Annotated in this window: 17 protein-coding genes; 11 read left to right on the forward strand and 6 right to left on the reverse strand. The window is 37.8% G+C overall.

Features of this window, described 5'->3' with window-relative positions:
- Window positions 1-18: 18 nt before the first annotated feature.
- The 5 genes from LQ227_RS10640 to LQ227_RS10660 all read right to left on the reverse strand — a co-directional run bounded on the left by LQ227_RS10640 (window position 19) and on the right by LQ227_RS10660 (window position 7,007).
- Window positions 19-1,158, reverse strand: coding sequence for a M28 family metallopeptidase (locus LQ227_RS10640; protein WP_230144351.1), 1,140 nt, complete (start codon window positions 1,156-1,158; stop codon window positions 19-21).
- A gap of 388 nt (window positions 1,159-1,546) precedes the next feature.
- The gene (locus tag LQ227_RS10645) at window positions 1,547-2,485 is read right to left on the reverse strand and encodes a DUF6607 family protein (RefSeq protein ID WP_230149311.1); all 939 of its coding nucleotides are present in this window, start codon (window positions 2,483-2,485) and stop codon (window positions 1,547-1,549) included.
- Between the two features lie 23 nt (window positions 2,486-2,508).
- Complete coding sequence (locus LQ227_RS10650; RefSeq protein ID WP_230149313.1) at window positions 2,509-3,714, reverse strand: PepSY domain-containing protein; 1,206 nt, start codon at window positions 3,712-3,714, stop codon at window positions 2,509-2,511.
- A 77-nt stretch (window positions 3,715-3,791) separates the two neighbouring features.
- A complete protein-coding gene (locus LQ227_RS10655; RefSeq protein WP_230144354.1) occupies window positions 3,792-4,502 on the reverse strand; it encodes a DUF4198 domain-containing protein in 711 nt (236 codons plus the stop codon).
- A 66-nt stretch (window positions 4,503-4,568) separates the two neighbouring features.
- Window positions 4,569-7,007, reverse strand: coding sequence for a TonB-dependent receptor (locus LQ227_RS10660; protein ID WP_230149315.1), 2,439 nt, complete (start codon window positions 7,005-7,007; stop codon window positions 4,569-4,571).
- A gap of 457 nt (window positions 7,008-7,464) precedes the next feature.
- Here LQ227_RS10660 and LQ227_RS10665 point away from each other — a divergent pair, with 457 nt between their 5' ends.
- The 4 genes from LQ227_RS10665 to LQ227_RS10680 are packed head-to-tail and all read left to right on the forward strand — an operon-like array spanning window position 7,465 to window position 13,885.
- Window positions 7,465-10,644: a SusC/RagA family TonB-linked outer membrane protein gene (locus LQ227_RS10665; protein WP_230144356.1), complete on the forward strand. Its 3,180-nt coding sequence runs from the start codon at window positions 7,465-7,467 to the stop codon at window positions 10,642-10,644.
- Between the two features lie 10 nt (window positions 10,645-10,654).
- Window positions 10,655-12,169 (forward strand): RagB/SusD family nutrient uptake outer membrane protein, encoded by a 1,515-nt coding sequence (locus LQ227_RS10670; RefSeq protein ID WP_230144357.1) that lies wholly within the window; start codon window positions 10,655-10,657, stop codon window positions 12,167-12,169.
- A gap of 27 nt (window positions 12,170-12,196) precedes the next feature.
- Window positions 12,197-12,883 carry a hypothetical protein gene (locus LQ227_RS10675; RefSeq protein ID WP_230144358.1) on the forward strand — a complete coding sequence of 229 codons (687 nt, stop codon included), beginning with the start codon at window positions 12,197-12,199 and terminating at the stop codon, window positions 12,881-12,883.
- A gap of 18 nt (window positions 12,884-12,901) precedes the next feature.
- Window positions 12,902-13,885: a DUF5007 domain-containing protein gene (locus LQ227_RS10680; protein WP_230144359.1), complete on the forward strand. Its 984-nt coding sequence runs from the start codon at window positions 12,902-12,904 to the stop codon at window positions 13,883-13,885.
- Window positions 13,886-14,001: 116 nt separating this feature from the next.
- On the opposite strand, the gene LQ227_RS10685 is transcribed toward LQ227_RS10680, so the two are convergent.
- Window positions 14,002-14,775: a DUF4397 domain-containing protein gene (locus tag LQ227_RS10685; protein ID WP_230144360.1), complete on the reverse strand. Its 774-nt coding sequence runs from the start codon at window positions 14,773-14,775 to the stop codon at window positions 14,002-14,004.
- A 509-nt stretch (window positions 14,776-15,284) separates the two neighbouring features.
- Here LQ227_RS10685 and LQ227_RS10690 point away from each other — a divergent pair.
- From LQ227_RS10690 to argB, 7 genes are all read left to right on the forward strand, one after another.
- A complete protein-coding gene (locus LQ227_RS10690; RefSeq protein WP_230144361.1) occupies window positions 15,285-15,983 on the forward strand; it encodes a GNAT family N-acetyltransferase in 699 nt (232 codons plus the stop codon).
- A 1-nt stretch (window position 15,984) separates the two neighbouring features.
- Window positions 15,985-17,172 carry an argininosuccinate synthase gene (argG, locus tag LQ227_RS10695; protein WP_230144362.1) on the forward strand — a complete coding sequence of 396 codons (1,188 nt, stop codon included), beginning with the start codon at window positions 15,985-15,987 and terminating at the stop codon, window positions 17,170-17,172.
- A gap of 93 nt (window positions 17,173-17,265) precedes the next feature.
- Window positions 17,266-18,246: an N-acetyl-gamma-glutamyl-phosphate reductase gene (gene argC / locus LQ227_RS10700; protein ID WP_230144363.1), complete on the forward strand. Its 981-nt coding sequence runs from the start codon at window positions 17,266-17,268 to the stop codon at window positions 18,244-18,246.
- 70 nt (window positions 18,247-18,316) lie between these two features.
- Entirely contained in the window at window positions 18,317-18,673 is a 357-nt protein-coding gene (locus LQ227_RS10705) for a four helix bundle protein (RefSeq protein ID WP_230149318.1), read from the forward strand.
- Window positions 18,674-18,768: 95 nt separating this feature from the next.
- The gene (locus LQ227_RS10710; protein ID WP_230149320.1) at window positions 18,769-19,899 is read left to right on the forward strand and encodes an aspartate aminotransferase family protein; all 1,131 of its coding nucleotides are present in this window, start codon (window positions 18,769-18,771) and stop codon (window positions 19,897-19,899) included.
- A gap of 199 nt (window positions 19,900-20,098) precedes the next feature.
- Window positions 20,099-21,070 (forward strand): acetylornithine carbamoyltransferase, encoded by a 972-nt coding sequence (locus LQ227_RS10715; RefSeq protein WP_230149322.1) that lies wholly within the window; start codon window positions 20,099-20,101, stop codon window positions 21,068-21,070.
- Between the two features lie 104 nt (window positions 21,071-21,174).
- Entirely contained in the window at window positions 21,175-22,005 is an 831-nt protein-coding gene (gene argB, locus LQ227_RS10720) for an acetylglutamate kinase (protein WP_230149324.1), read from the forward strand.
- Window positions 22,006-22,285 lie beyond the last annotated feature (280 nt).

Genomic DNA, 22,285 nt, shown 5'->3' on the forward strand with positions numbered 1-22,285 from the left:
GCTTTCGTCTAAACAATGTTATTCCATCAGTTTTTGATTAAAACCAACAATTAATTTAAACAGATCTTTATACTCGGTAAGCGGCAATGTTTCAGGTTTATCGAATATATCGTGGTAGGCAGACGGACCACCCTGGGTATAGATGAAGAATGCCGGAACGCCTTTTTCGGTAAAGAAATAGTGATCGCTGTTGGCTGCTTTACCTCTGGAGTTTATTTTCGAGATGTAATGATTTTGGTTATTGATTGCGTTTAGCAGCGCAAATGCTTTAGGATAAACGGATGCATTAACTACCGTCATGCCGGCTTCACCGGTTCCAACCAAATCTAAGTTGATTAGGAATTTAATCTTGCTTAAAGGAATTAAAGGGTTTTCTACAAAAAACCTCGATCCCAACAGCCCAGCTTCTTCGCCTGCGAAACAGATAAAACCAATTGAGTAGGGCTGGGGATTGGCGGCATAATATTTGGCCAAACTTAATAATGTAGCTACGCCAGCGGCATTGTCATTTGCGCCGGGGAAATAAGTGTCAGCACCCATTCCACCCAAATGATCGTAATGCGCTGTAATGATTAAAATGGAATCAGGAAATTTAGTACCCTTAACTAAACCGCAAATGTTAGCTGCCTCAAAGTTCGGAATAAATTTGTTTTCAATATCAACATTAATTTCTTTTGGTGTTGCTGTAAAATTCTTTTTGTTAAGCTGGATCGTTGTTATATCACCAACTTCTGTAGCTACAGACCAGGTTAATTTGTCTTTTAATAAAACCTTTAACGATGGAGAAGCCTGATAATTAAGACTATCCACCTCGGTTAAATTTTCCTTTTGTTTAACGCTGGGGCTCTCATTGTTTACAATGAAATCTTTACCAGGGATAAGTTTTTGACCATTTATTGCCACCATCATTTTTCCTGGAAATGTATTTACAGGGAAATTAAATGTCTGCTTATAAGATTGACCCATTGGCAACAAACCGATTTTTTGATAAGCTTCTGCTAGGTAATCCGCAGATTTTTTCATCCCGTCTTTGGTATAACCTCTGCCCCAAAATTCTTTTGAAGTAAGGGTATTTACTACATTTCTGGTATAGGTAGAATCTTGCGCAAAAGTATTGATTGCTAAAAACAGGAAGATGATGAAGCCAAATTTTTTCATCCCGAAATTTAGTAAAATAATGTAGTTGTTGATCGGGATTTGTAATCCCGATCTTGGAGTTAAGGATTTTTAATCTCTTAGGTGGATTACAAATCCACAATTCATCCAACCGAAATTGCAAATCTCGACTAATATTACGTTTGGTCTATAATCCAAAGAACTACAGACCCAAGTTAAATAAACCTGATAAAGCGTAAAGGCCGGAACGAGGCACGAGTGAGGACTTGCAGCGATAGCATGACTTTACCAACCGAAGTGCGCCAGACTTTGATTTCATAATAATATTATCGATACACCCAAGTTATGCGACATCGTTTAACAAAAAATGGTCGACAGTTAACAAGCCATTGCCATTAACCATCAACCATTCACTATGTAAACAATTATTTTACTTTACCAAATAAGGCTTTAAAGCTGTTTTAATTTTTTCTTTGTTCTGGCTTGCTGTCCATTTTTCTTTAATAGATTGATCACCCAGGTTAAAAAGTGTTTCGTAAAGCAATTTGCCATTTGCCATTGTCTGAACCTTAAAGGTACTTTGCGAACCAATAATGTCAGCCCAAACACCACGAACATCTGCCCAGTAGGTGTGTTGGCTTGCCCACCATTTTTGTGCATATGCGAAAGTTTTAGGGTCTATTTTCGTAAACTCCTCATAACCTTTTTCAACAGCTAAAAGTTTATCGCCATCGGCAGAACGCACTATTTTTTTATTGTCCTGCTCAAACATCCAACCATTTTTAGTAATGGTAATTCTGCTGCCACGGTTTAATACATTGTAATCTTTACGCACAGTAGATTCTCTTCTTGGTAATGGAGAATCGGTTTCGCTCGACCAAGAATCGTGACCACCAACATGGCTCCATGTTCCATAACCCTGGTAACGTGGACTATCATCTACCTGATAAACTTTTTGCGTCCATTTTCCTTTTACATCGGCTGGCGTTAAATTGCCTTTTTTCCATGCATTACCTTCGGTATAAAGTATAATATTGGTGTCTTCATACGTCCAATCCTGGCGCCAGTGTTTAATAACAGTGGTATCATTAATGGCCAACATGTGTTGAATTACAATTCTTTTAGGTTCATCAATGATAATCTCTGCCCATTCGTTGCCATGACTTTCATAAGGCTTACTGAACTTGTAGTTTGGATCTGGAGCGGTAACTTCACCATAGTTGAAGTTCACTTCATAAAAACCAGCCAATGATTTTATTGCTTTTCTATCCTTTTCTAGTTTTTCTTCCGGAGAGTCAACTTTTGTTTGCGCATCAGTATTAAGGGTAATCAAACCGGTTAATACTAAAATTAGGTTTAAAAATTTCATTTTTATTATTAATTAGGGTGTGTTTAGCTTTCCGCCACTGCGGTATTTTTTTTCTTTTTTCCTTTTCCCCACCAGATAATGAATCCGGTTATGGGTAAGCTTGCTGCAATTAAACTGACAAAAGAGGCCATTATTTTTCCGGTTAATCCTAAAATAGCCCCTACGTGGATATCGTAATTCATACCGATTAACGTTTCTCCCCCATTTTTCTCAGACTGGTTTGCTCTGTGCAATAACTTGCCCGAGTACTGATCGAACTGAAGTACGTCGTAATTCCAAAACGTTTCTTTGCCCCGGTATCCTGTGGCGTAAATGGTTGCCGAACCGCCATTGGCAGGCGACATGGCAATGCGATCTTCATTTTTAAATATTTTTCTGGCTTGCTCAAAAGCAATATCGAAAGGAATTGCAGTAATGGTTTTGGTCGAATCTGATTTAACTTCTACCGTTTTTGGCGCTGTGGTACTTCCCGAGGCTACTACGTAAACCGTGGTTTGGAACCATTGAAATGCCCAAACCAGACCGGTTAAGGCCAGCATTAGGCAGATCAGCATTGCATAAAAACCCAGCACATTGTGCATGTCGTAATTAATGCGTTTAAACTTGGCCTTCCATTTTACTTTAAAGCTCTTATCGAAGTTTGATTTTTTGAGGTTTTTAGGCCACCACATCACCATTCCAGAAATGAGGAGAAATACAAAAATGAAGGTAGACCATCCGATAATCTGCTGGCCAATGGGATGATTGATCAACAAACTCCAATGGATCATTTTAACTACACCAAAAAACTCATATTTATAATCGGCAACTAAAGTTACTTTTCCAGTATAAGGGTTAATCAGCACAACATCATAATAATCGATAGAATCGAAATACCAGAATGCCTTAGGGTCGCCAGGTTTATAAACGCCAAGTTCCCATGCCCTTCCTGGTGCTTTATAAGCAGAAACAAAGGTGATTTTCTTTTTATTCCCCAGTGCTTTTTCGGCATTGGCCTTTAGTACACTTAAGGGTAGGGTTTTAGGATTTGATGGAACCTCTACAAAAATCTCCTTGCGGCGAATGAGTTCGGTAATTTCTTTTTGAAAAACATAAATACAACCTGTAATGCCCAACATCAGTACGATTAAACCAGATGCGATGCCCAGCCATAAGTGCAGCCAGTCGCTTATCCGCCTTAAACGCGATTTCTTGTTTTTTGATTTGGTTGATGTTTCTGTTAGTGCCATTAGCAAAGCTGTATGAATAAAAGAACCAATTAGCCTTTTTTAAGACTAATTGGCTTTAAATTTTTATAAAAATTCGACTATTTAACTTCAGTAGTATAAGTTACCAAATGCCAAACTTTATCGTAGTCTTTTCCATTTAATTTTCCTGGCGTTTTATCTTCAGTAAAAGCTTCCAGAAAATAATTTCCTTTTTTCTCTGGTTTGAAAGTGAATTTTCCTTCCACATCTGTTTCAGTAGGTTGTGCTTTTCGATCAGTATTTACAACGGTTAACTTTTGTTTTGCAAAAGGCACTGCGTTATAAATTACCTGATGAACTGAAGTTTCTCCAACGGTTAAAGCGTGTTTATCTGGTCTGATGGTTAATGCCGCAGCTGCCGGAAAACTGGTGTTTATTTTTGCGTTCCCTACGGCAACATCTGCAAAAGCATAATATTCAATTTTAGCTTTTTCATAAACCGCCGCAACTTCATGTACCACAGAAAGTTTATAGGTGCCTTCTTGATCCGGTGTGAAACTGGCTTTGAAGAAACGTACATCAGCAGTAGTTGGTAAAACCCTGGTTGTTCCATCTGGAGCAATTAAAGCCAGCTTAAATTCTTTTAAGTTGCTAAACCATTTTGCTGCAGAATCTGGTTCGTTACTCTCGTATTCTCCGAAGAAGACTTTTACCTCCTGTGCTTGTCCTTTTTTGCCTGTTGAGGCCGTTTCTATCCATAAAGCATGCGCAAATGCGCTCGAAATGCTAAAGATTAGAACGAAAAATAATAATGAGATTTTAGTTTTCATGTTTTCTGGGTTGGGTTTTAAAACCAGGAGAAATTGATCTGATCCAATTGCTCCCGATTGATTTAATTAAAATTTGTAAGTAACACTTCCAGTGAAGGTTCTCAGGTCCTGAGGGTTCATGGTGCTGTAACCTGTCCAGTATTTTTGATTGGTAAAATTGTCTGCTTTAACACCAAGTCTAAATCTATGATGATCATAAAATACTGATGCGTTAAAAACCTCGTAAGCAGGTAATATAAATACGCCCTGGCTAACGCTGTTTACAATTTTATTGTCGCTGGCATAATTACCGCCGGCACCTAATCCAAAACCTTTAAGTGATCCTGTAGCGAATTTATAACTGATCCATAAATTTGCTGAATAAGGCGCTGCCGAATAAGCATCTCTTCTGCCTTCTACATCTGGCGATGCATTTTCTAAATGGTTATCGTTATAAGCGAAACCTGCAATAATATTTAAACCGTTAACCGGGTTTGCAATAATTTCGGCTTCTATACCTTTGCTGGTTTTATTACCATCCTGGATTTGTGCATTTGGATTTGATGGATCTCCGTTATAACCCCTAACAATATCTTTAACTTTAATGTAATAGTAAGATACAGATCCTGTTAACTTGCCATTAAATAGGTTTGTTTTAATGCCACCTTCAATTTGGTTTGCTTGCTCTGGTTTAAAAGCATTACCTTGATAATCTATACCGTTTAAGTTGTTAAAGCCGTTCTGGTAATTGGTAAATAATGATAGCTGATCTTTAATAGGCTGAAATACCAAGCCAAATTTTGGCGAAAAAACAGTTTGTTTGTACGCACCTTTTGGTGCCGAGCCTGCACGATCGGAATTACCTTTATTGTCAAACCTGTCTACTCTCAATGCAGCTAAGGCGATTAACCTATCTGTTAAATTAATCACATCAGAAACATAAGCACTGTATGTATTGGTTTTGAAGTTATACGGATATTTAGGAACACTAGGAAGTGCTGCATAAAATGCCGCTAAATTATGTTCGGTGAAGTTATTGTAGTTAGCACCGCTTCCATCTTTATTGGTCAGATCAAAAGTATCGATCGAATAAAATAACTGGTCGGAGTTTTGTCGTAAATAATCCAAGCCTAAAACCATTCTGTTTTTTACCGAACCTAAGTTAAAAGTGCCATTGAAATTTTGTTGTACCTCGTAAGTAAAAACCTTACTGTTATCAGTTGATTGATCTGCTCTTGATATTAAATCGGCACCTGGTGCAGCCGTTGGGTTGCCCAGTGGAGGATAGTTGTTTGGAACTAAGAACAAATACGTACCACGGCCGTTAGAGAAACTATAGTTGCTTGAAAAGCTGGTGTGAGACGACCAGTTTTCGTTAAACTTATAATTGGCCTGCCCGAAAAAGTTTGAGCTATTGTATTTTTGCTTCATCGCATCAGCGGTGAAGGATTTGTCGTAAGCTATTCCAGATTGATCCGCACGATCAAAACCAAGGTCTTTTACAGGGAAATAGAAGAAAACGAATGGTTTTAGGGTGCTTGTACCGTTGGCAATTTCGGCATCAAAAACAAAGTCTAATTTATCGTTTACTTTATACGACAGGCTAGGCGCAATGAAGAAACCTTTGTCGTAAACATTCTCCTGGAAAGAACCTTTGTAATTGTAAGAAGTATTTAAGCGGGCATAAATGTGGTTATCTTTATCAACAGGAAAATTGAAATCGGTACTAACCCGGTTAAAATCGTAGCTGCCTGTCGAAAAGCTTACCGCGCCTCCCATTCCTTCGAAAGGTTTTTTGGTGATGCGGTTGATTAAGCCACCATATGAGGTTAATGTACTACCGAATAAGGTAGCAGATGGGCCTTTAATAAACTCTACATTTTCTAAGTTAGCTGCATCGTTGCGGCCGGTTACGTTACCAGCAATTCCATTTCTGAGTTTAGCCTGTACAATAAAGCCTCTTGATGCGTAATAAGCACCACCATCGCCACCGCGCGAAGTTGATTCCCACATTTTTTGAACGCCTGTCGCATTGCGGGCAGCATCATCAACCGAAAATACAAGCTGATCGGCCATTGTTTCTTTCGTAATCGTGGTATATACCTGAGGGTTTTCCAAATTATTTAGGGGCATTTTTGAAACGAATTCACTTTTCTTAGCGATATACTTATTTACGCCCTGGTTAATATTTACTTCATTAAGCTGATTTGAATTTTGATTGATTACAAAATCAACAGTTTTATGCTCTCCAGCAGTAATAACTATTGGTTTTTCTATGTTTTGGATACCAACAGCCGATACCCTTAAGGTATAAGATCCTGGTTTAACTCTCTGGATTTCGAAAATACCTTTTTCGTTGGTTACATTCCCCAAGCCTTTTCCTTTTAAACCAACCGAAATGTAAGCGGCAGGTTTACCATCAGAAGTGGTAACTGTGCCGCTTATGGTCGAAAACTGTTGCGCAAAGGAGAGTAGACTGGTAAAAGTTAAAAAAAACGTTATACAGAAAAGTCTGATTTTAAGCATGATAATATTTATTTGGATTAATTCTAAACTGCTGCAAAATAACGGCAGAAAATCTTATTATCCAAATTATTTTGAATTATTCTAAATAGCAGTGATTGATGCCTGTAAATTTGTATTTTTAATACAGATTGGGAATGAAGGGGGTAAATAACTTTAACGTTTTAGTTGCGCTAAAATCTAAGTTTATAGAAATTTTTTCAACTAAACTTCTGGGAGGTTTTTTTCGAATTTAATTGGGCTATGATCAAGAAACATGAGGCAATTTGGCAAAATACGCTGTTTTGAGCAGCTATTGGTGCATTATCAATTACAAATGTCGGTTTTTGTAAAACAAAATGTGGCATTTAGGTCAATTTTTAGGTTAAAATATGGTTCCTTTTGATTAAAAATAAATTAAAATCGAAGTAAAAATGTTGATACTTTTAGTTTGTAATCAAACCAAACTAACTAATCATCAATGGAAAAAACTTCTACAAGACATTGCTATGTGAAATTTTTGACGGCAACATTCTTTTATTTACTCATTCCCTGGCTCGCTTTTGCGCAGAAAACAATTAAAGGAACCGTTTTAGATCAGAATGACAAACCCATCCCCGGGGTGTCTATCTTAGAAAAAGGGACAAAAAATGGTACTTCCACCAACAGCGAAGGTAAGTTCGTAATCGCTGTACAGAGCGATAAAGCTGTGCTGGTTGCCAGGATAGTTGGTTTCGTTACCGTTGAAAAAACAATTACGGCAAGCGGTACCATAAACTTTTCCCTGCAAGATGACAATAAGACGCTGGATGAGGTGGTACTTATTGGTTATCAGAAAATAACCAGGAAAAAATCTACGGCTTCTATTTCCAGTATTTCAGGTAAAGAGCTGGCAAATTTACCGGCTGCAAGCTTCGATCAACTATTGCAGGGTAGGCTTGCCGGTGTAAATGTTCAAAACTTTACAGGTCAGCCAGGGGTAGCACCTACTGTTTCGGTACGTGGTAACTCTACAGCAAGTAGTAGTTACGATCAGTTTAATGTGATCAGATCGCCATTATATGTGGTAGATGGGGTGCCTCAATCTTCTGACGATTTTGTGCCACCTGGTACAGGTACGGGTACCAACTATCTAGCCGGTATCAACCCTAATGACATTGAGTCTATTGATGTGTTAAAAGATGCCTCTGCTGCAGCCATTTATGGTTCTCGTGCAGCAAACGGGGTAATCCTAATTACCACCAAAAAAGGCGTTAGTGGTGATACTAAGGTCAACCTAAGTACCTATTTTGGGCTCGTACAGCGCCCAAATTTACGCGAAGCAACCATTGGTAGTACAGAACGCAGGCAAAAAATGGAAGTACTGCAGCGTCAGCTCAATTACGACCAGAGAAGACAACTGCCATATATACTTACCGATAGTTTAAATCCAGCTTTCAACGGAAATACCGATTGGCAGGATCTGTTTTATCAGGTAGGTAGAATTAACGATAACAATCTCAGTTTAAGCGGTGGTTCAGACAATGGCATGACTTACCGTTTTAGTGGCGGCTATTATAATGAAGAAGGCGTTGTAAAAGGAACTGGTTTTAAACGCTATAGTGGTAGACTTAACTTAACCTCGAGAGCATTAAATAAAAAGTTGATGATCAATCCACAATTTTTTTATTCGAGAGCTGATCGTGCAAGGGGCAACGAGGATCCTAACGATCCTTCCAAGCCTACAAAAATAGGGTCTGGCAATTTACCTTCTTCGCTGATCAACTTATCGCCAGAAAAGCTCGACTTTTTTGTGAACCCTAGTAGTGAGAACCTGGACAAGAATATCAGTAATCAGTTTAGTATAAACCTGAATTTATCTTATGAGTTTAGTAAAAACTTTACATTGAATTCTCAATCATCTTATAAGGCTGATAATGCACGTCGGGATGCCAGTCTGAGTAGCTTGCTAAACAATGGTTCTGGAAATAGTGCGACTAGTTTTTCTTCTACTAATGTGAACCTGAGAACTTCTAACTACTTAAATTATAACGGTAAGCTTGGTAAACACAATTTCAGTGCGGTAGTGGGCCAGGATATTGAATATAACCAGTATCAAAATACACAAGCGGGAGGCTATGGTGGTGCATCTGATAACATTCAAGTGGTAACGGGATTTCAGCAAGCCAACATCTTTGCCTTCTCTCAGTACAAAGCACATGGATTAATTGCTTATTATGGAAGGTTTAACTATGACTATGCAGAAAAATATCTGTTATCTGGAACGATTAGAACCGATGGTTCATCAGGTTTTGGTGAAAATAATAAGTATGGGGTTTTTCCTTCCATATCACTGGGCTGGATATTATCTGAAGAAAATTTCATGAAAAACATCACTAATAACCCTTTTACATTAGTTAAAATTAGGGGAAGTTATGGTGCTACCGGTAATGAAGATTTAAATAATTCTTACGTACAATATAACAATTACCTGGTTAATAATGGTGGTTTTTCCGGCAATGGTGGTTCTACTTCCTATAACGGTGTTACGGTTATTACACCAAATTTTAGAAATGGGGTAGCGCAAAAAGACCTGAGCTGGGAAAAATCTACCCAATGGAATATTGGTACGGATATCGAAATCCAAAATGGAAAATATGCCTTAACATTTGATGTATATAACAAAGAAGTGAAGGATAAATTATTCAACGTAGATCTACCTGCTACTTCTGGTTACGATGTTGCCTATACCAATGCCTTTTCAGTACGTAATTCGGGTATGGAGTTAACTTTTAATGCAACTCCGATCAGTAAAGTGGTTAGATGGAATACTTCATTCAATATTTCTTACAACAAAAATCAGATCATGAGTTTACCAAATGGTGGCAGGGATATTATTTTAAGTGGCGATCGGTTTGATAAAACACATATTTTATCGGTTGGTAGCCCTATTAATGCTTTTTATCTGTATCAAACAAAAGGTGTATTCTCACGAACTGGAAATATTCCACAAAACCCATTTACCGGCGAGCGTTATAGAAATAGTAATGGAACATTTAACGAAGGAGATTTCTATCTGGCCGATTTAGATGGTGATTACTTTGTTGATATTTTTAATGATGGAATTAACCCAGATAAAATGCCGATCGGCGATCCAAACCCTCGCTTTACAGGAGGCTGGACCAACACCTTTAACTATAAGAATTTCTCACTTAGTATTTTTGCAAACTTCACCTTCAAAAGAGATGTATTGAATCTATTTGATTCAGATCGTTTTGCCAATTCGCAGGATGGTAACGCTGTAGCTAATTTTGCAAGCTTCTCTACTCCTGATCTAGACAGATTGAATATTTGGAGAAACCCAGGCGATAATGCGGAATATGCTAAATACGATTTAGGTACTTATCGTTATTATTATACTGGGGCACAAACATTTTTCTTAGAAAAAGGTGGTTATTTAAGGATAAAAAATATTACCCTTGGATACGATTTGGGCGCAAAAACTTTAAGCAAATGGGGCTTAAGCCAGTTTAAAGTGTTTGCTATGATGGATAATGTACACATGTTCCAACAATCAAAAAAACTGCCAGATGCAGAAGCTGTAAATGGTTATGGAGAGTATAATGGAAATGGGTATCCGATTCCAAAAAAATACACCTTAGGTCTTCAAGTTCAATTTTAATAGCATTAACATGAAAAATATAATTAAAAAACTCAGCATATTAATTACTATCCTCATTATAGTAACCACAAGTGCCTGTAAAAAATTACTTTACGAAGAACCGAAGGATGCACCTTACGAACAAACATTTTGGAAAAATTCTAAAGACGTGAGAAGTGCCATGGCAGGTAATTACGCCTTACTCCGCAATGCCATTACCGATAAAAGCAACCGGTATTACATGTATGGTGATGCCATTGCCAAAAATTATTTTACCATACAATATACGGGTGATGGGCTTGAAGGAATACAAAACGGTGATTTTACCTTTCAGTATAACTTAAACTCTTTGGCAAATTATACGCTTTATTACAAAAGCATAGCGATGTCTAATCTAATATTGTCGAAGGTAGGTGCGATGACCAATTCCCAGTTATCTACGGAGGATGACCCAACCGAATTTAAAAACAATACTTTAGGACAGGCTTATTTTTTAAGGGCTTTGAGTTATTTTATGATGGTAAGGGTTTGGGGTGATGTACCAGTAGTTACCCAAGCATACGAAGATCCGCTTAATGCACCCCAGCTTCCAAGAACACCAAAAGCAGAAGTGATGAAGCTTATTGAGGATGATTGTCACAAAGCTATTAATTTGTTGGGCTGGACGTATGCCAATAGTGGTGATGCTAAAGTAACCGCAAACAAGGGCTCAACCTATGCGCTCTTAGCACATTTATATTTGTGGAGAGCAACGATGTCCAATGTGGCTACAGATGCACCTAATCTGGTTGATGTAAATAGTGCGGATACTACGATTAATACTTTAATTAGTCGTGGAGGTTATGCATTAACTGATACTGCAAATTATAAAAATACCTTTATAGGCCGTTCTACAGAAGGTATTTTTGAGATCAACGTGAGTGAAAATACCTTGGAGGGTTCAAATAGTTCTGTTGGCGGTAATTTCCTTAATGAAACTTATGTTAAAGGCTACGGTAATAACCCTAGATACTACGTAGTACCGAGTTATTTCAATAATTTTTACACAGATACCGATATCAGGTATAAAAAAGGATTTGATGTAACCTTGCCTGATAAGCCGATGTGTATAAAATATAGCAATGTAATTTACAGGAATCCTGGTCAAAAGTTAAATCCCTATTTAAGCAATAACATTATCATATTCAGATTAGCTGATATGATGTTACTAAAAGCAGAAATTGCGCTATATAAAGGAGATGTCCCTACTGCTATTAACATTATCAATACCTTCAGGAAAAGGAATGACCCTAATCCGGTACTGGTAGATGCTGTTTTATCTAGAGATGAAGTGATGGACGAATACATTACAGAACGTTCGAAAGAAATGTTTTTAGAAGGGCACCTGTTTTACGATTTGTTAAGAACCAGGAAGTATAGCAATGTGGTAGAGTGGCTCCCGGTAGAGCGATTTAGAAAAGAGGGCTATTATTGGCCGGTAGACCCTGCTTTATTCAGGAATAATCCATTGTTAAAGCAAACCACATACTGGTTGGGTAAAGTGTAAAATAAGTTGATTCTTAGATTAAAAGATATGAAAAATAATATTCTAATATACATAGCTATTTTTTTATTAGCCTTATCGGCATGTAAAAAAGACGACTATAAGCGAGATGGGGGGCCGAGCAATGCCTATGTGGATATGACCACTTATGATTATTTAAAATCCAACAGAAATTTTGATTCCTTGGTTAAAGTGATTGATAAGGCTGGTTTAAAAGATGCCGTAAATGGAGATATCACTTTGTTTGCGACCACGAACTATGGCATTGCCGATTATGTAAAAGCTAAAAAATACCAGAAGAGTCTTCAGACCGGGAATGAAAATTTTGATTTCGGAATTAAGGATCTTCCATCTCAGGAGCTTAGCGATTCATTAAAAACCTATCTGTTTACAGGCAAGATAAACAGGGATCAGATTACCTTGGGAGGTAAACTTTACAATAGTTTATTAGGTGCAATTCCAAATGTTCAGTATTTAATAAAATTTCGGCGTTCTTTCGAATACTCACAGTATTTAAATTACGTAGATTACGTTACCTATACCAAGGTGATTGGTACGCGAGATGATAAAGAGCCTGATTTGAATGCCATACCGGATGATCAGAAAGACAAAGGGGTAGACGTGCAAACTTCTGGTATTATCACCAGAACCGGAATTATCCATGTTTTAAACGGAAATCACCGCTTGTTTTTTAACGGACAATCGCTAGGTAATTAAGCCATAAATATTTCAATTATGAAGATAAAATATATTTTGGGCATACTATTTTTATTAAGTATGTATGCCTGCACAAAAATCGAAAAGGGTTTTTTAAGTAACGGCATTCGATATAAAGACAACGATATCTATGCCAAAAGAGGATTAATACTCTTCCAGTCTGACAGAATCAATGCCGATGGGTCTACGCCGCCATATACCTATAAATTGGTAAACTTAAGAAAAGAAGATGGCTCTCCGGCACCGGCAGAGTTTTCTAAAGAATATGAAATTCTGGTATTTAAGGAGGGAACAAGTTTTGATCCTGAAACTGATGTAACCGTTGAATTGCTGAATAAGAAAAGAGAACTGGTAAAAAGGTTGCCCATGTACTTTAATGAGAACAGTGGTCAGTTAACGTTTAACAGGGCATCAGCTAATTTGCCCTTGGGTAGATATGTTTTTGATGTAGAAATGACGAATGTTACAGGTACAAAACTTTTTCCAAAATTGGCTACCATAAATGTGGTAGATCCGGAAAAAGATGATTTGTTTGTTATTACCGATAACGTTTCGAATGCTTTTCATGATGTTACCGGTGTAGCAACCCCAATGAAAAATCCGATCATTACCTGTACAAAAATTTCTAACCAAGGCGCAAGGGCTATTTTAAAAATGGTGGATAAAAACGGAAAGGTTTTTAACCCTAAAGCTGGTGAAATCATACAAAGAGGTGATCGGCCAGTTTTTGAAAACTACGCAAAGTTTAACCCAGTGATCAAAACTGATACAGCCATGATCTGCGATTTTGAAGTAGCGCCTTTCCCACTTACCAAATACGTTACACCAACTACCGATTGGGGCTTTTTGATGTACTATAGAATTCCAAGTCAGTTTGTAACGGTAGATGGTTTTCCTGCATCACTTGGTACCTTCTCCGTAAATCCAAGATGGTCGTGGCAATTAAAGCTTGAAGGAACTTATGTTATACAGGTGAAATTTACTGACGTAACCAAAAAATAGAAAATAATACCATTTCCTTAATAGGAAGATATATTCATTTTCAATACAATCAAAAAACGGCAATTTTCATATCGAAAATTGCCGTTTTTTATGAGGGGCAAACGCAAAAGCCTTTTTTATTTGATCAATATAACCTGTAAACTTAAAGGGCGTTCGGTTTCATTTGCAGGTGTTACCAAACCACCACAAATAATGTCATAGTGATAACCCGCTGTAAAGCTGGTGCTGGCAGAAGTCGCTTTGATTGTTCCCGATGAAGTTTCTTTCGCATCCAAGGTGTAAGTTCCTGCATCTACAGCAATAAAACCACTCGCACTTTTATAGGCTTTATTGGTAACCAGCATGGTCGTTGCGCTCGTTTTGGCCAAGTCTAAAGCCGGTGCATCAGGTGATAAATTGATAAAGCGGATGTAAGCTTTATCTGTTGATGGAATAGAAAGATCATCGCCAATGGTATAAACGTCTAGTGCAGCAGGCTTATTAATTAAATAAGAAGAGTAATAAGTACTTGCATTTAAAGTAACGGTTTTGGTTAGCAAACTCTCTGTGCTACTGGCCGTCGTAAATTTTAAACTGTAAGCGCCTGCGGCATAAGAAAGATAAGCAGCAGAGCCTCCAAATGGTAAAGCTGCCGAATTAACCATGCTGCCATTAAAGTAAGCATTGTAGGTAGCCAAAGAAGGTGATGCATTGATTACCCTTAAATAAGATATGTTGGGATCTGCAGTTTCGGTTTTTTTACATGAAGTTAATGCGGTAAAAGCAATTAGAACAAATAAAGGGATCGATTTGAAATGAAATGGCGTAAAATTCTTCATACGGTTAAAATTTGATTTAATATTTAAGGAGTATCCATAAAACGATAGCCAGATCGCATTCGCTACAGACATACAAATATTGAGTTTAAACCGTATTACGGGATGTTAAATGATGTTAAGCAGATGTTAAAGTTTGTTGCGTTTTTTTAACAATGTTAAAATTGGCAAAAGAATCTATAACTGAAATGCACGATACTCGAATTTTTTATAAATTTATAAGTGGCCTCAATACTTGTTTAAGTCAGATTAGTTCAATAAAATCGAAAGCTTAACATAAAAAAATGATGATATTATTGTGTAACTCGATTTTTATTTAAACCTTTGCACCTCAATAGAGTTAAAGCCGTTTTAATACGCAAGAAATGATTAAACAAATTTTATATAAACTTTCTGTTTCCACAGCACAAAATGTGTCTGGAAAAGGTATGTTTATTAATCATTTTCAGCCCGTGTTTTATTATCCCACAAGCCGGCAAAATTTCACTCCACGTATTTAGTACCTATACTAAACGTAACGAGGAATTGATCCTCTCTAAAAACCCAATTAACAAGAATACTTATAATTTTTCGTTAGAAAACGAATGGATATTAACGAATTTATAGTGCAGGTCGCACTTCCTGAACATCGTGTATTTGCAGAAGAAATAGTAACCGAAATGGCAGAATCGGCAAAAGCTCGTGGAACAGGGATTGCTAAGCGTTCGCCGGAATATATTTCTAATAAAATGCAAGAAGGCAAATCGGTTATTGCTTTCCATAATGATGGCTCTTGGGCAGGATTTTGCTATATAGAAACCTGGAGCCACGGACAGTTTGTGGCCAATAGTGGTTTAGTAGTAAGTCCTAAATACCGCAAAGCGGGATTAGCAAAAGCCATCAAAAATGAAATTTTCGGTTTATCGAGAAAGTTGTACCCAAAGGCAAAAATATTTGGTTTAACAACAGGTTTGGCCGTAATGAAAATCAATTCAGATTTAGGCTACGAACCTGTAACCTACAGCGAACTTACTCAGGATGAAGAGTTTTGGAAAGGCTGCCAAAGTTGCGTAAACTTCGAAATTTTAAAAATGAAGGAACGCAAAAACTGCATGTGTACAGCTATGCTTTACGATCCGGCGGAGAAGAAACATGAGGTAGCCAAGCAATTTGCCGAAGAACTGCAAAAGAAACCCAAATTATACGAGCGCTTTATGCGCATTAAACAGCGTTTAGTTGTTAAACCTAAGCCAAAAAATGGCTTAAAAGCCCTTTTATTTTTATTTACCTTTTTATTTAAATAGCATGAAAAAAGTTGTTTTAGCATTTAGCGGAGGCTTAGATACCTCATTTTGTTGTATTTACCTGGCACAAGATCGTGGATTAGAAGTTCATTCAGTAATTGTAAATACTGGTGGTTTTTCTGATGAAGAGTTGCAGGAAATTGAGAAAAGAGCATATGCTTTAGGCGTAAAATCGCATGCTGTTGTAGATGAAACTGAAAGTTACTATGAAGGATGCATTAAGTACCTGGTTTTTGGTAACGTATTAAAAAATGCTACTTATCCATTATCGGTAAGTGCAGAGCGTGTTAGTCAGGCAACAGCTATTGCCAACTACGTGAAAAAAATTGGTGCAGATTACGTAGCCCATGGAAGTACCGGTGCAGGTAACGATCAGGTACGTTTCGATATGATCTTTAATATCCTTATTCCAGAGGTTGAAATCATTACTCCGATTAGAGATTTAAAATTATCCCGCGAGGCGGAAATAGAATATTTAGCACAACATGGTGTAGAATATAGTGCAGAAAAAGCAAGATACTCAATCAATAAAGGTTTATGGGGAACTTCGGTAGGAGGAAAGGAAACTTTAACTTCTCACGAAACCTTACCAGAAAGCGCCTGGCCAACCCAGGTTTCGGAAACAGAATCGCGTAGGGTAGAGTTAACCTTCGAAAAAGGTGAACTTGTTGCTATTGATGGTGAAAAATTAGCACCTGTTAGGGCAATCCAAAAATTACAGGCAATCGCTCAGCCTTTTGGTATCGGTAGAGATATCCACGTTGGTGATACCATTATTGGTATTAAAGGTCGCGTAGGTTTTGAGGCAGCTGGCCCCATTATCATTATCAAAGCACACCATACGCTAGAAAAACACACCTTAACCAAATGGCAGTTAAGCTGGAAAGAACAACTATCGTCTTTCTATGGCAATTGGTTGCACGAAGGTCAGTTCCACGATCCAATTATGCGGAATATTGAGGCTTTTTTAACCGATACGCAAAAATTTGTGAGCGGTAAAGTATTTGTAGAGTTGTTACCATATCGTTTCCAGGTTATCGGAATTGAATCAAACCATGATTTAATGAGTAATAAATTTGGCAGTTATGGCGAAATGAATAACGCCTGGAGCGGAGAAGACGTTAAAGGTTTCTCTAAAATATTTGGTAATCAGGTAATGATCTGGCATAAAGTAAATAACGAGGCATAGCCTCAAAGGTAGAAGGTAGAGGGTTTAAGGTTTGAAGCTGCATTAGCATTTAAACCTTAAACCTTAGGCCTCAAACCCTAAACCTTTTTAAATATGAAAATTAAAGCAGGAATAATTGGCGGTGCGGGTTACACTGGGGGTGAAATGTTGCGTATTTTGGTTAACCACCCAAATGTTGAAATTGCTTTTGTAAACAGTACAAGCAATGCCGGGAACTTAATTTCTGATGTACACACTGATTTAATAGGCGATACAGATCTAAAGTTTGTAAGCGATATTCCACAGGATATTGACGTGCTTTTCCTTTGTGTTGGCCATGGCGATGCGAAGAAGTTTTTAGCTGCTAATCCAATTAGCGATAACATTAAAATTATCGATTTGTCGCAGGATTTCAGGTTGCATGCAAATGCTAACTTTTCGACCAAAGACTTTGTTTATGGATTACCCGAACTAAACCGCGATAAAATTAAAATCGCTAAAAATATTGCAAACCCTGGTTGTTTTGCAACTTGTATTCAATTAGGCTTATTGCCTTTGGCATCGAAAGGTTTGATCAAGAATGAAGTTCATATTAATGCAACTACGGGATCAACCGGTGCAGGACAGAGTTTAGCTACCACTTCGCACTTCAGCTGGAGAAACAACAATCTTTCCATATATAAGGCATTTGAACACCAGCATTTGAACGAGATTAGCGAGAGTTTGTTGCAGTTGCAACCATCACTTTCTGAAACTTTAAGTTTTATCCCACAGCGTGGTGCATTTACAAGAGGTATTTTAGCTGCCATGTACCTGGAAAGTGATTTGAGTTTAGAAGAGGCGCAAAATATTTACGAAGCATATTATAGTGCTCATCCTTTTACGCATGTAAGCCGGAAAAACATCGATCTAAAACAGGTTGTGAACACCAACAAGGCATTGGTACATATAGAAAAACACGGTGGTAAATTATTTATCATCAGTATTATTGATAACCTGTTAAAAGGTGCCAGCGGACAAGCGGTTCAGAATATGAATTTAATGTTCGGCTTGGATGAAACAGCAGGACTTAAGTTAAAAGCAGCCAACTTTTAGGTAGAAGAGACCAAAGCTGAAAGACTAAAGTCTAAAGCGAAGGTAGCATGAGGAATAACTAAAACATCAAATGAGAGACTATCAAAAATTAGACGTTTGGAAAAAATCACATCTAATGGTTTTACATGTGTATAAAGTTATTTTACCTGCTTTTCCTCCTCATGAGAAATACGATTTGCAAAGTCAGGTTAAAAGGGCTGCATATTCTGTTCCACTAAATATTGTTGAGGGAGCAGGGCGGCGGACTGAAAAAGATTTTGCCCACTTTCTTGATAATGCTTTAGGCTCTGTCCAAGAAATGGAATATGCTTGTTTTCTTGCAAAAGATTTAGATTATCTTGAAGAAAGCAAATATTTAGAAATTTATAAAATGGCAGGTGAGGTTAAAGCAATGTTAATTGGCTTAATTAAACACCTTCGACAATAACCGAGATTAAATGCTATTGAGTTTTGGCTTACTGCTATATGAAATGTGACAGGAAGCTTTGGTCTTTGGTCTTTAGTCTTTAACCTTATTAAAAAATGAACTTATTCGACGTTTACCCACTTAACGATATAGAAATAACAAAAGCGGCAGGCAGTAATGTTTGGGATGCTAATGATCAGCAATATTTAGATTTATATGGCGGTCATGCTGTAATTTCAATCGGGCATACCAACCCACATTATGTAAACCGCTTAACCGATCAATTAAATAAAGTTGGTTTTTATTCAAATTCAGTAAAAATTCCTTTGCAGGTTCAGCTTGCAGAATTATTGGGAACCGTTTCCGGTAAAAAAGACTTTCAACTCTTTTTATGTAATTCTGGAGCTGAGGCAAATGAAAATGCTTTGAAACTGGCTTCATTTTACAATGGAAGAAAAAAGGTAATTGCTTTTACAGGCGCTTTCCACGGACGTACATCTTTGGCTGTTGCCGTAACCGATAATCCTAAAATTGTAGCACCGGTTAATCAGACCGAAAATGTAATCTTTTTGCCTTTCAATAATGAGGTTGCTTTAGAAGAAACTTTTAAAGCACAGGGCAATGAAATTTCGGCTGTTATTATTGAAGGTATTCAAGGTGTAGGCGGCATTAAAGAAGCTTCGAAAAGTTTCTTGCAAAAAATCCGTTCACTTTGCGATGAATATAATACGGTTTATATTGCAGATAGTGTACAATGCGGTTACGGACGTACAGGATCGTTTTACTCGCACGATTACGCCGGGGTTGAAGCGGATGTTTATACCATGGCAAAAGGAATGGGTAATGGCTTTCCGGTAGCGGGAATCTCTATAGCACCCAAATTTAAACCTTGGCATGGAGAGTTAGGTACAACTTTCGGTGGTAACCATTTAGCTTGTGCCGCGGCTTTAGCTGTTTTAGAAGTGATGCAACAGGAAAACCTGATGAAAAATGCAGAAGAAGTGGGAAGTTACTTAATTACCGAATTGAAAAAATTTGAGCAGGTGGTAGAAGTACGTGGACGTGGATTAATGATCGGTATTGAGCTACCTGCAGAACTGGCACATGTTAAAAAAGAATTATTGTTTACACACCATATTTTTACTGGTGAAGCAAAACCGAATGTGATCCGTTTATTGCCGGCCCTAAATTTAACGAAAGCACATGCTGATGAGTTTTTAGCAGCTTTTGGTAAATTGGTTAAATAATATAGAGTCATTTGTTATTGTGAGGAACGAAGCAATCCTAAAGCGGTAAAAAAGGGAACCTGCCCATAATAGTAAGATTGCTCCGTGCCTCGCAATGACGACAATGAATAAAATTAATGCAAGCTTGTTTATTGAAATTTTTAAGAGCAGGTGGAAAGGAAAAACCTTAAACCCTACACCTTAAACCTTATACCTTAATATGAAACTTTTCACTTCCGTACACGATGTTCCAAGCATCAAACAGTTTGTAAATGATGCGCTAGCGTTAAAGGCGAATCCTTATGCGCACCAAGATTTAGGTAAGAACAAAACCTTAGGTTTAGTTTTTATGAATCCAAGTTTACGTACCCGGTTAAGTACCCAAAAAGCGGCCTTAAACTTAGGTATGAATGTAATGGTGATGAATCTGGACAAAGAAGGTTGGGCTTTAGAAACACAGGATGGTGTAGTGATGAATGGCTCGACAGTTGAACATATCCGCGAAGCTGCTGCGGTGATGGGCCAATATTGCGATATTTTAGGCTTGCGTTCTTTTCCAAAACTGAATAACCGTGAGGAAGATTATAGCGAAGATTTCTTCAATAAATTTGTGAAATATTGTGCTGTACCTGTAGTGAGTTTGGAGAGTGCAACACGTCACCCTTTACAAAGCTTTGCCGATATTATTACCATTCACGAAACCTGGACAAAGAAACCTGATGGGCGCAAACCAAAGGTAGTTTTGGCTTGGGCGCCTCATGTAAAGGCTTTGCCCCAGGCAGTACCAAATTCTTTTGCAGAGTGGATGTGCAAGGCTCAGGCAGAAGGAATGATCGATTTTGCCATTGCGCAACCAGAGGGTTACGAGCTTTCGGATGATTTTACGCCTAATGCCGATATTCAGTATAATTTAGAAGAAGCTTTGGCCGGTGCTGATTATGTGTATGTGAAGAACTGGAGTAGTTATAAAGAGTATGGAAAAGTGTTAACTTATCCTGATGGCTGGATGATGAATAATGAGAAATTAAAATTCACAAACGATGCTAAAGTGATGCATTGCTTGCCTGTACGCCGCGATCTGGAATTATCATCGGAGATTTTGGATGGACCAAATTCATTGGTTATTCACGAAGCCGGGAACCGTTTATGGGCGGCGCAGGCAGTAATTAAAGCGATGTTGGAGGAATTGTAAATCATATGCCTCGGTTCGTGTCCTCACGAACCGAAATTATTAATATGGTGAAACAAAACAATTAATGTGGTTCGTGCAGACACGAACCACGGTAAGAATAAATTATGAAACAACTCACTATCATAAAAATCGGTGGAAACGTAATCGATAATTCCGAAAACCTACACCAGTTTTTATTGGATTTTACTGCATTGCCAGGAGATAAAATCCTGGTGCACGGCGGGGGTAAAATTGCAACTGAACTGGGCGAATCATTGGGCATTGAGGCCAAAATGGTTGAGGGTAGAAGAATTACCGATATTGAGACGCTGCGTATTGTAACTATGGTTTACGCCGGACTGATCAATAAAAATATGGTTGCCCAACTACAGGCCAAAGGAAGTAATGCGATTGGTTTAACCGGTGCAGATGGTAATATCATTAAAGCGAAAAAAAGGCCTGTTAGTACCAAAACTTATGGTGCAGAGGCGGGCCCTATGGCAGGTGCAGTTATTGATTACGGCTTTGTGGGCGATTTAGATGAAAATTCTGTTTCAGCAAGTACTTTAGGCGCTTTATTAAATGCTGGCTTTGTTCCGGTTTTATGTGCCATTACACACGATGGTGATACTCAGCTTCTAAATACCAATGCTGATACCATAGCCTCTTCTGTTGCGGTGGCTATGTCAAGCTTATATGAAACCCGTTTGGTATATTGCTTTGAGAAAAAAGGAGTACTTAGGAACGTTAATGATGATGCTTCTGTGGTAAGAGAAATCAAAGCTGATGAGTTTGAAGGTTTAAAAGCCGATGGAACTGTGAAAGGTGGAATGATCCCTAAACTGCATAATGCCTTTGAAGCGATTAAAAAAGGAGTTTCTGCAGTTTATATTGGTAAGGCCGATGAACTTGGTGAGCTTGAAGAAGGAACCTTTGGAACTAAGATGTTAAAGTAGGTTTTTAACCACCAAGGCACGAAGAACACAAAGGATTATTAATCTAATTTAGTGCCCTTGCGCTTTAGTGGTAAAAAGTTTTGCCCTGGTATGGAAAAGAAACCGATTAATTGCTGACTTTGCCATCTAAACCTGATAGTAGTGAAAAGCTCCCGATTTTTCATCGGGACTTGCAACGAATAGCAGGACTGAACATCAATAGAATTACTGAAATTGCTTTTCAAAAGTAAATTTAAATCTGTATAATCAATTAATCTGTAACGAACCCGCAGGAAAATTA

This window comes from Pedobacter sp. Bi27 (assembly GCF_918698255.1).
GTDB lineage: Bacteria > Bacteroidota > Bacteroidia > Sphingobacteriales > Sphingobacteriaceae > Pedobacter.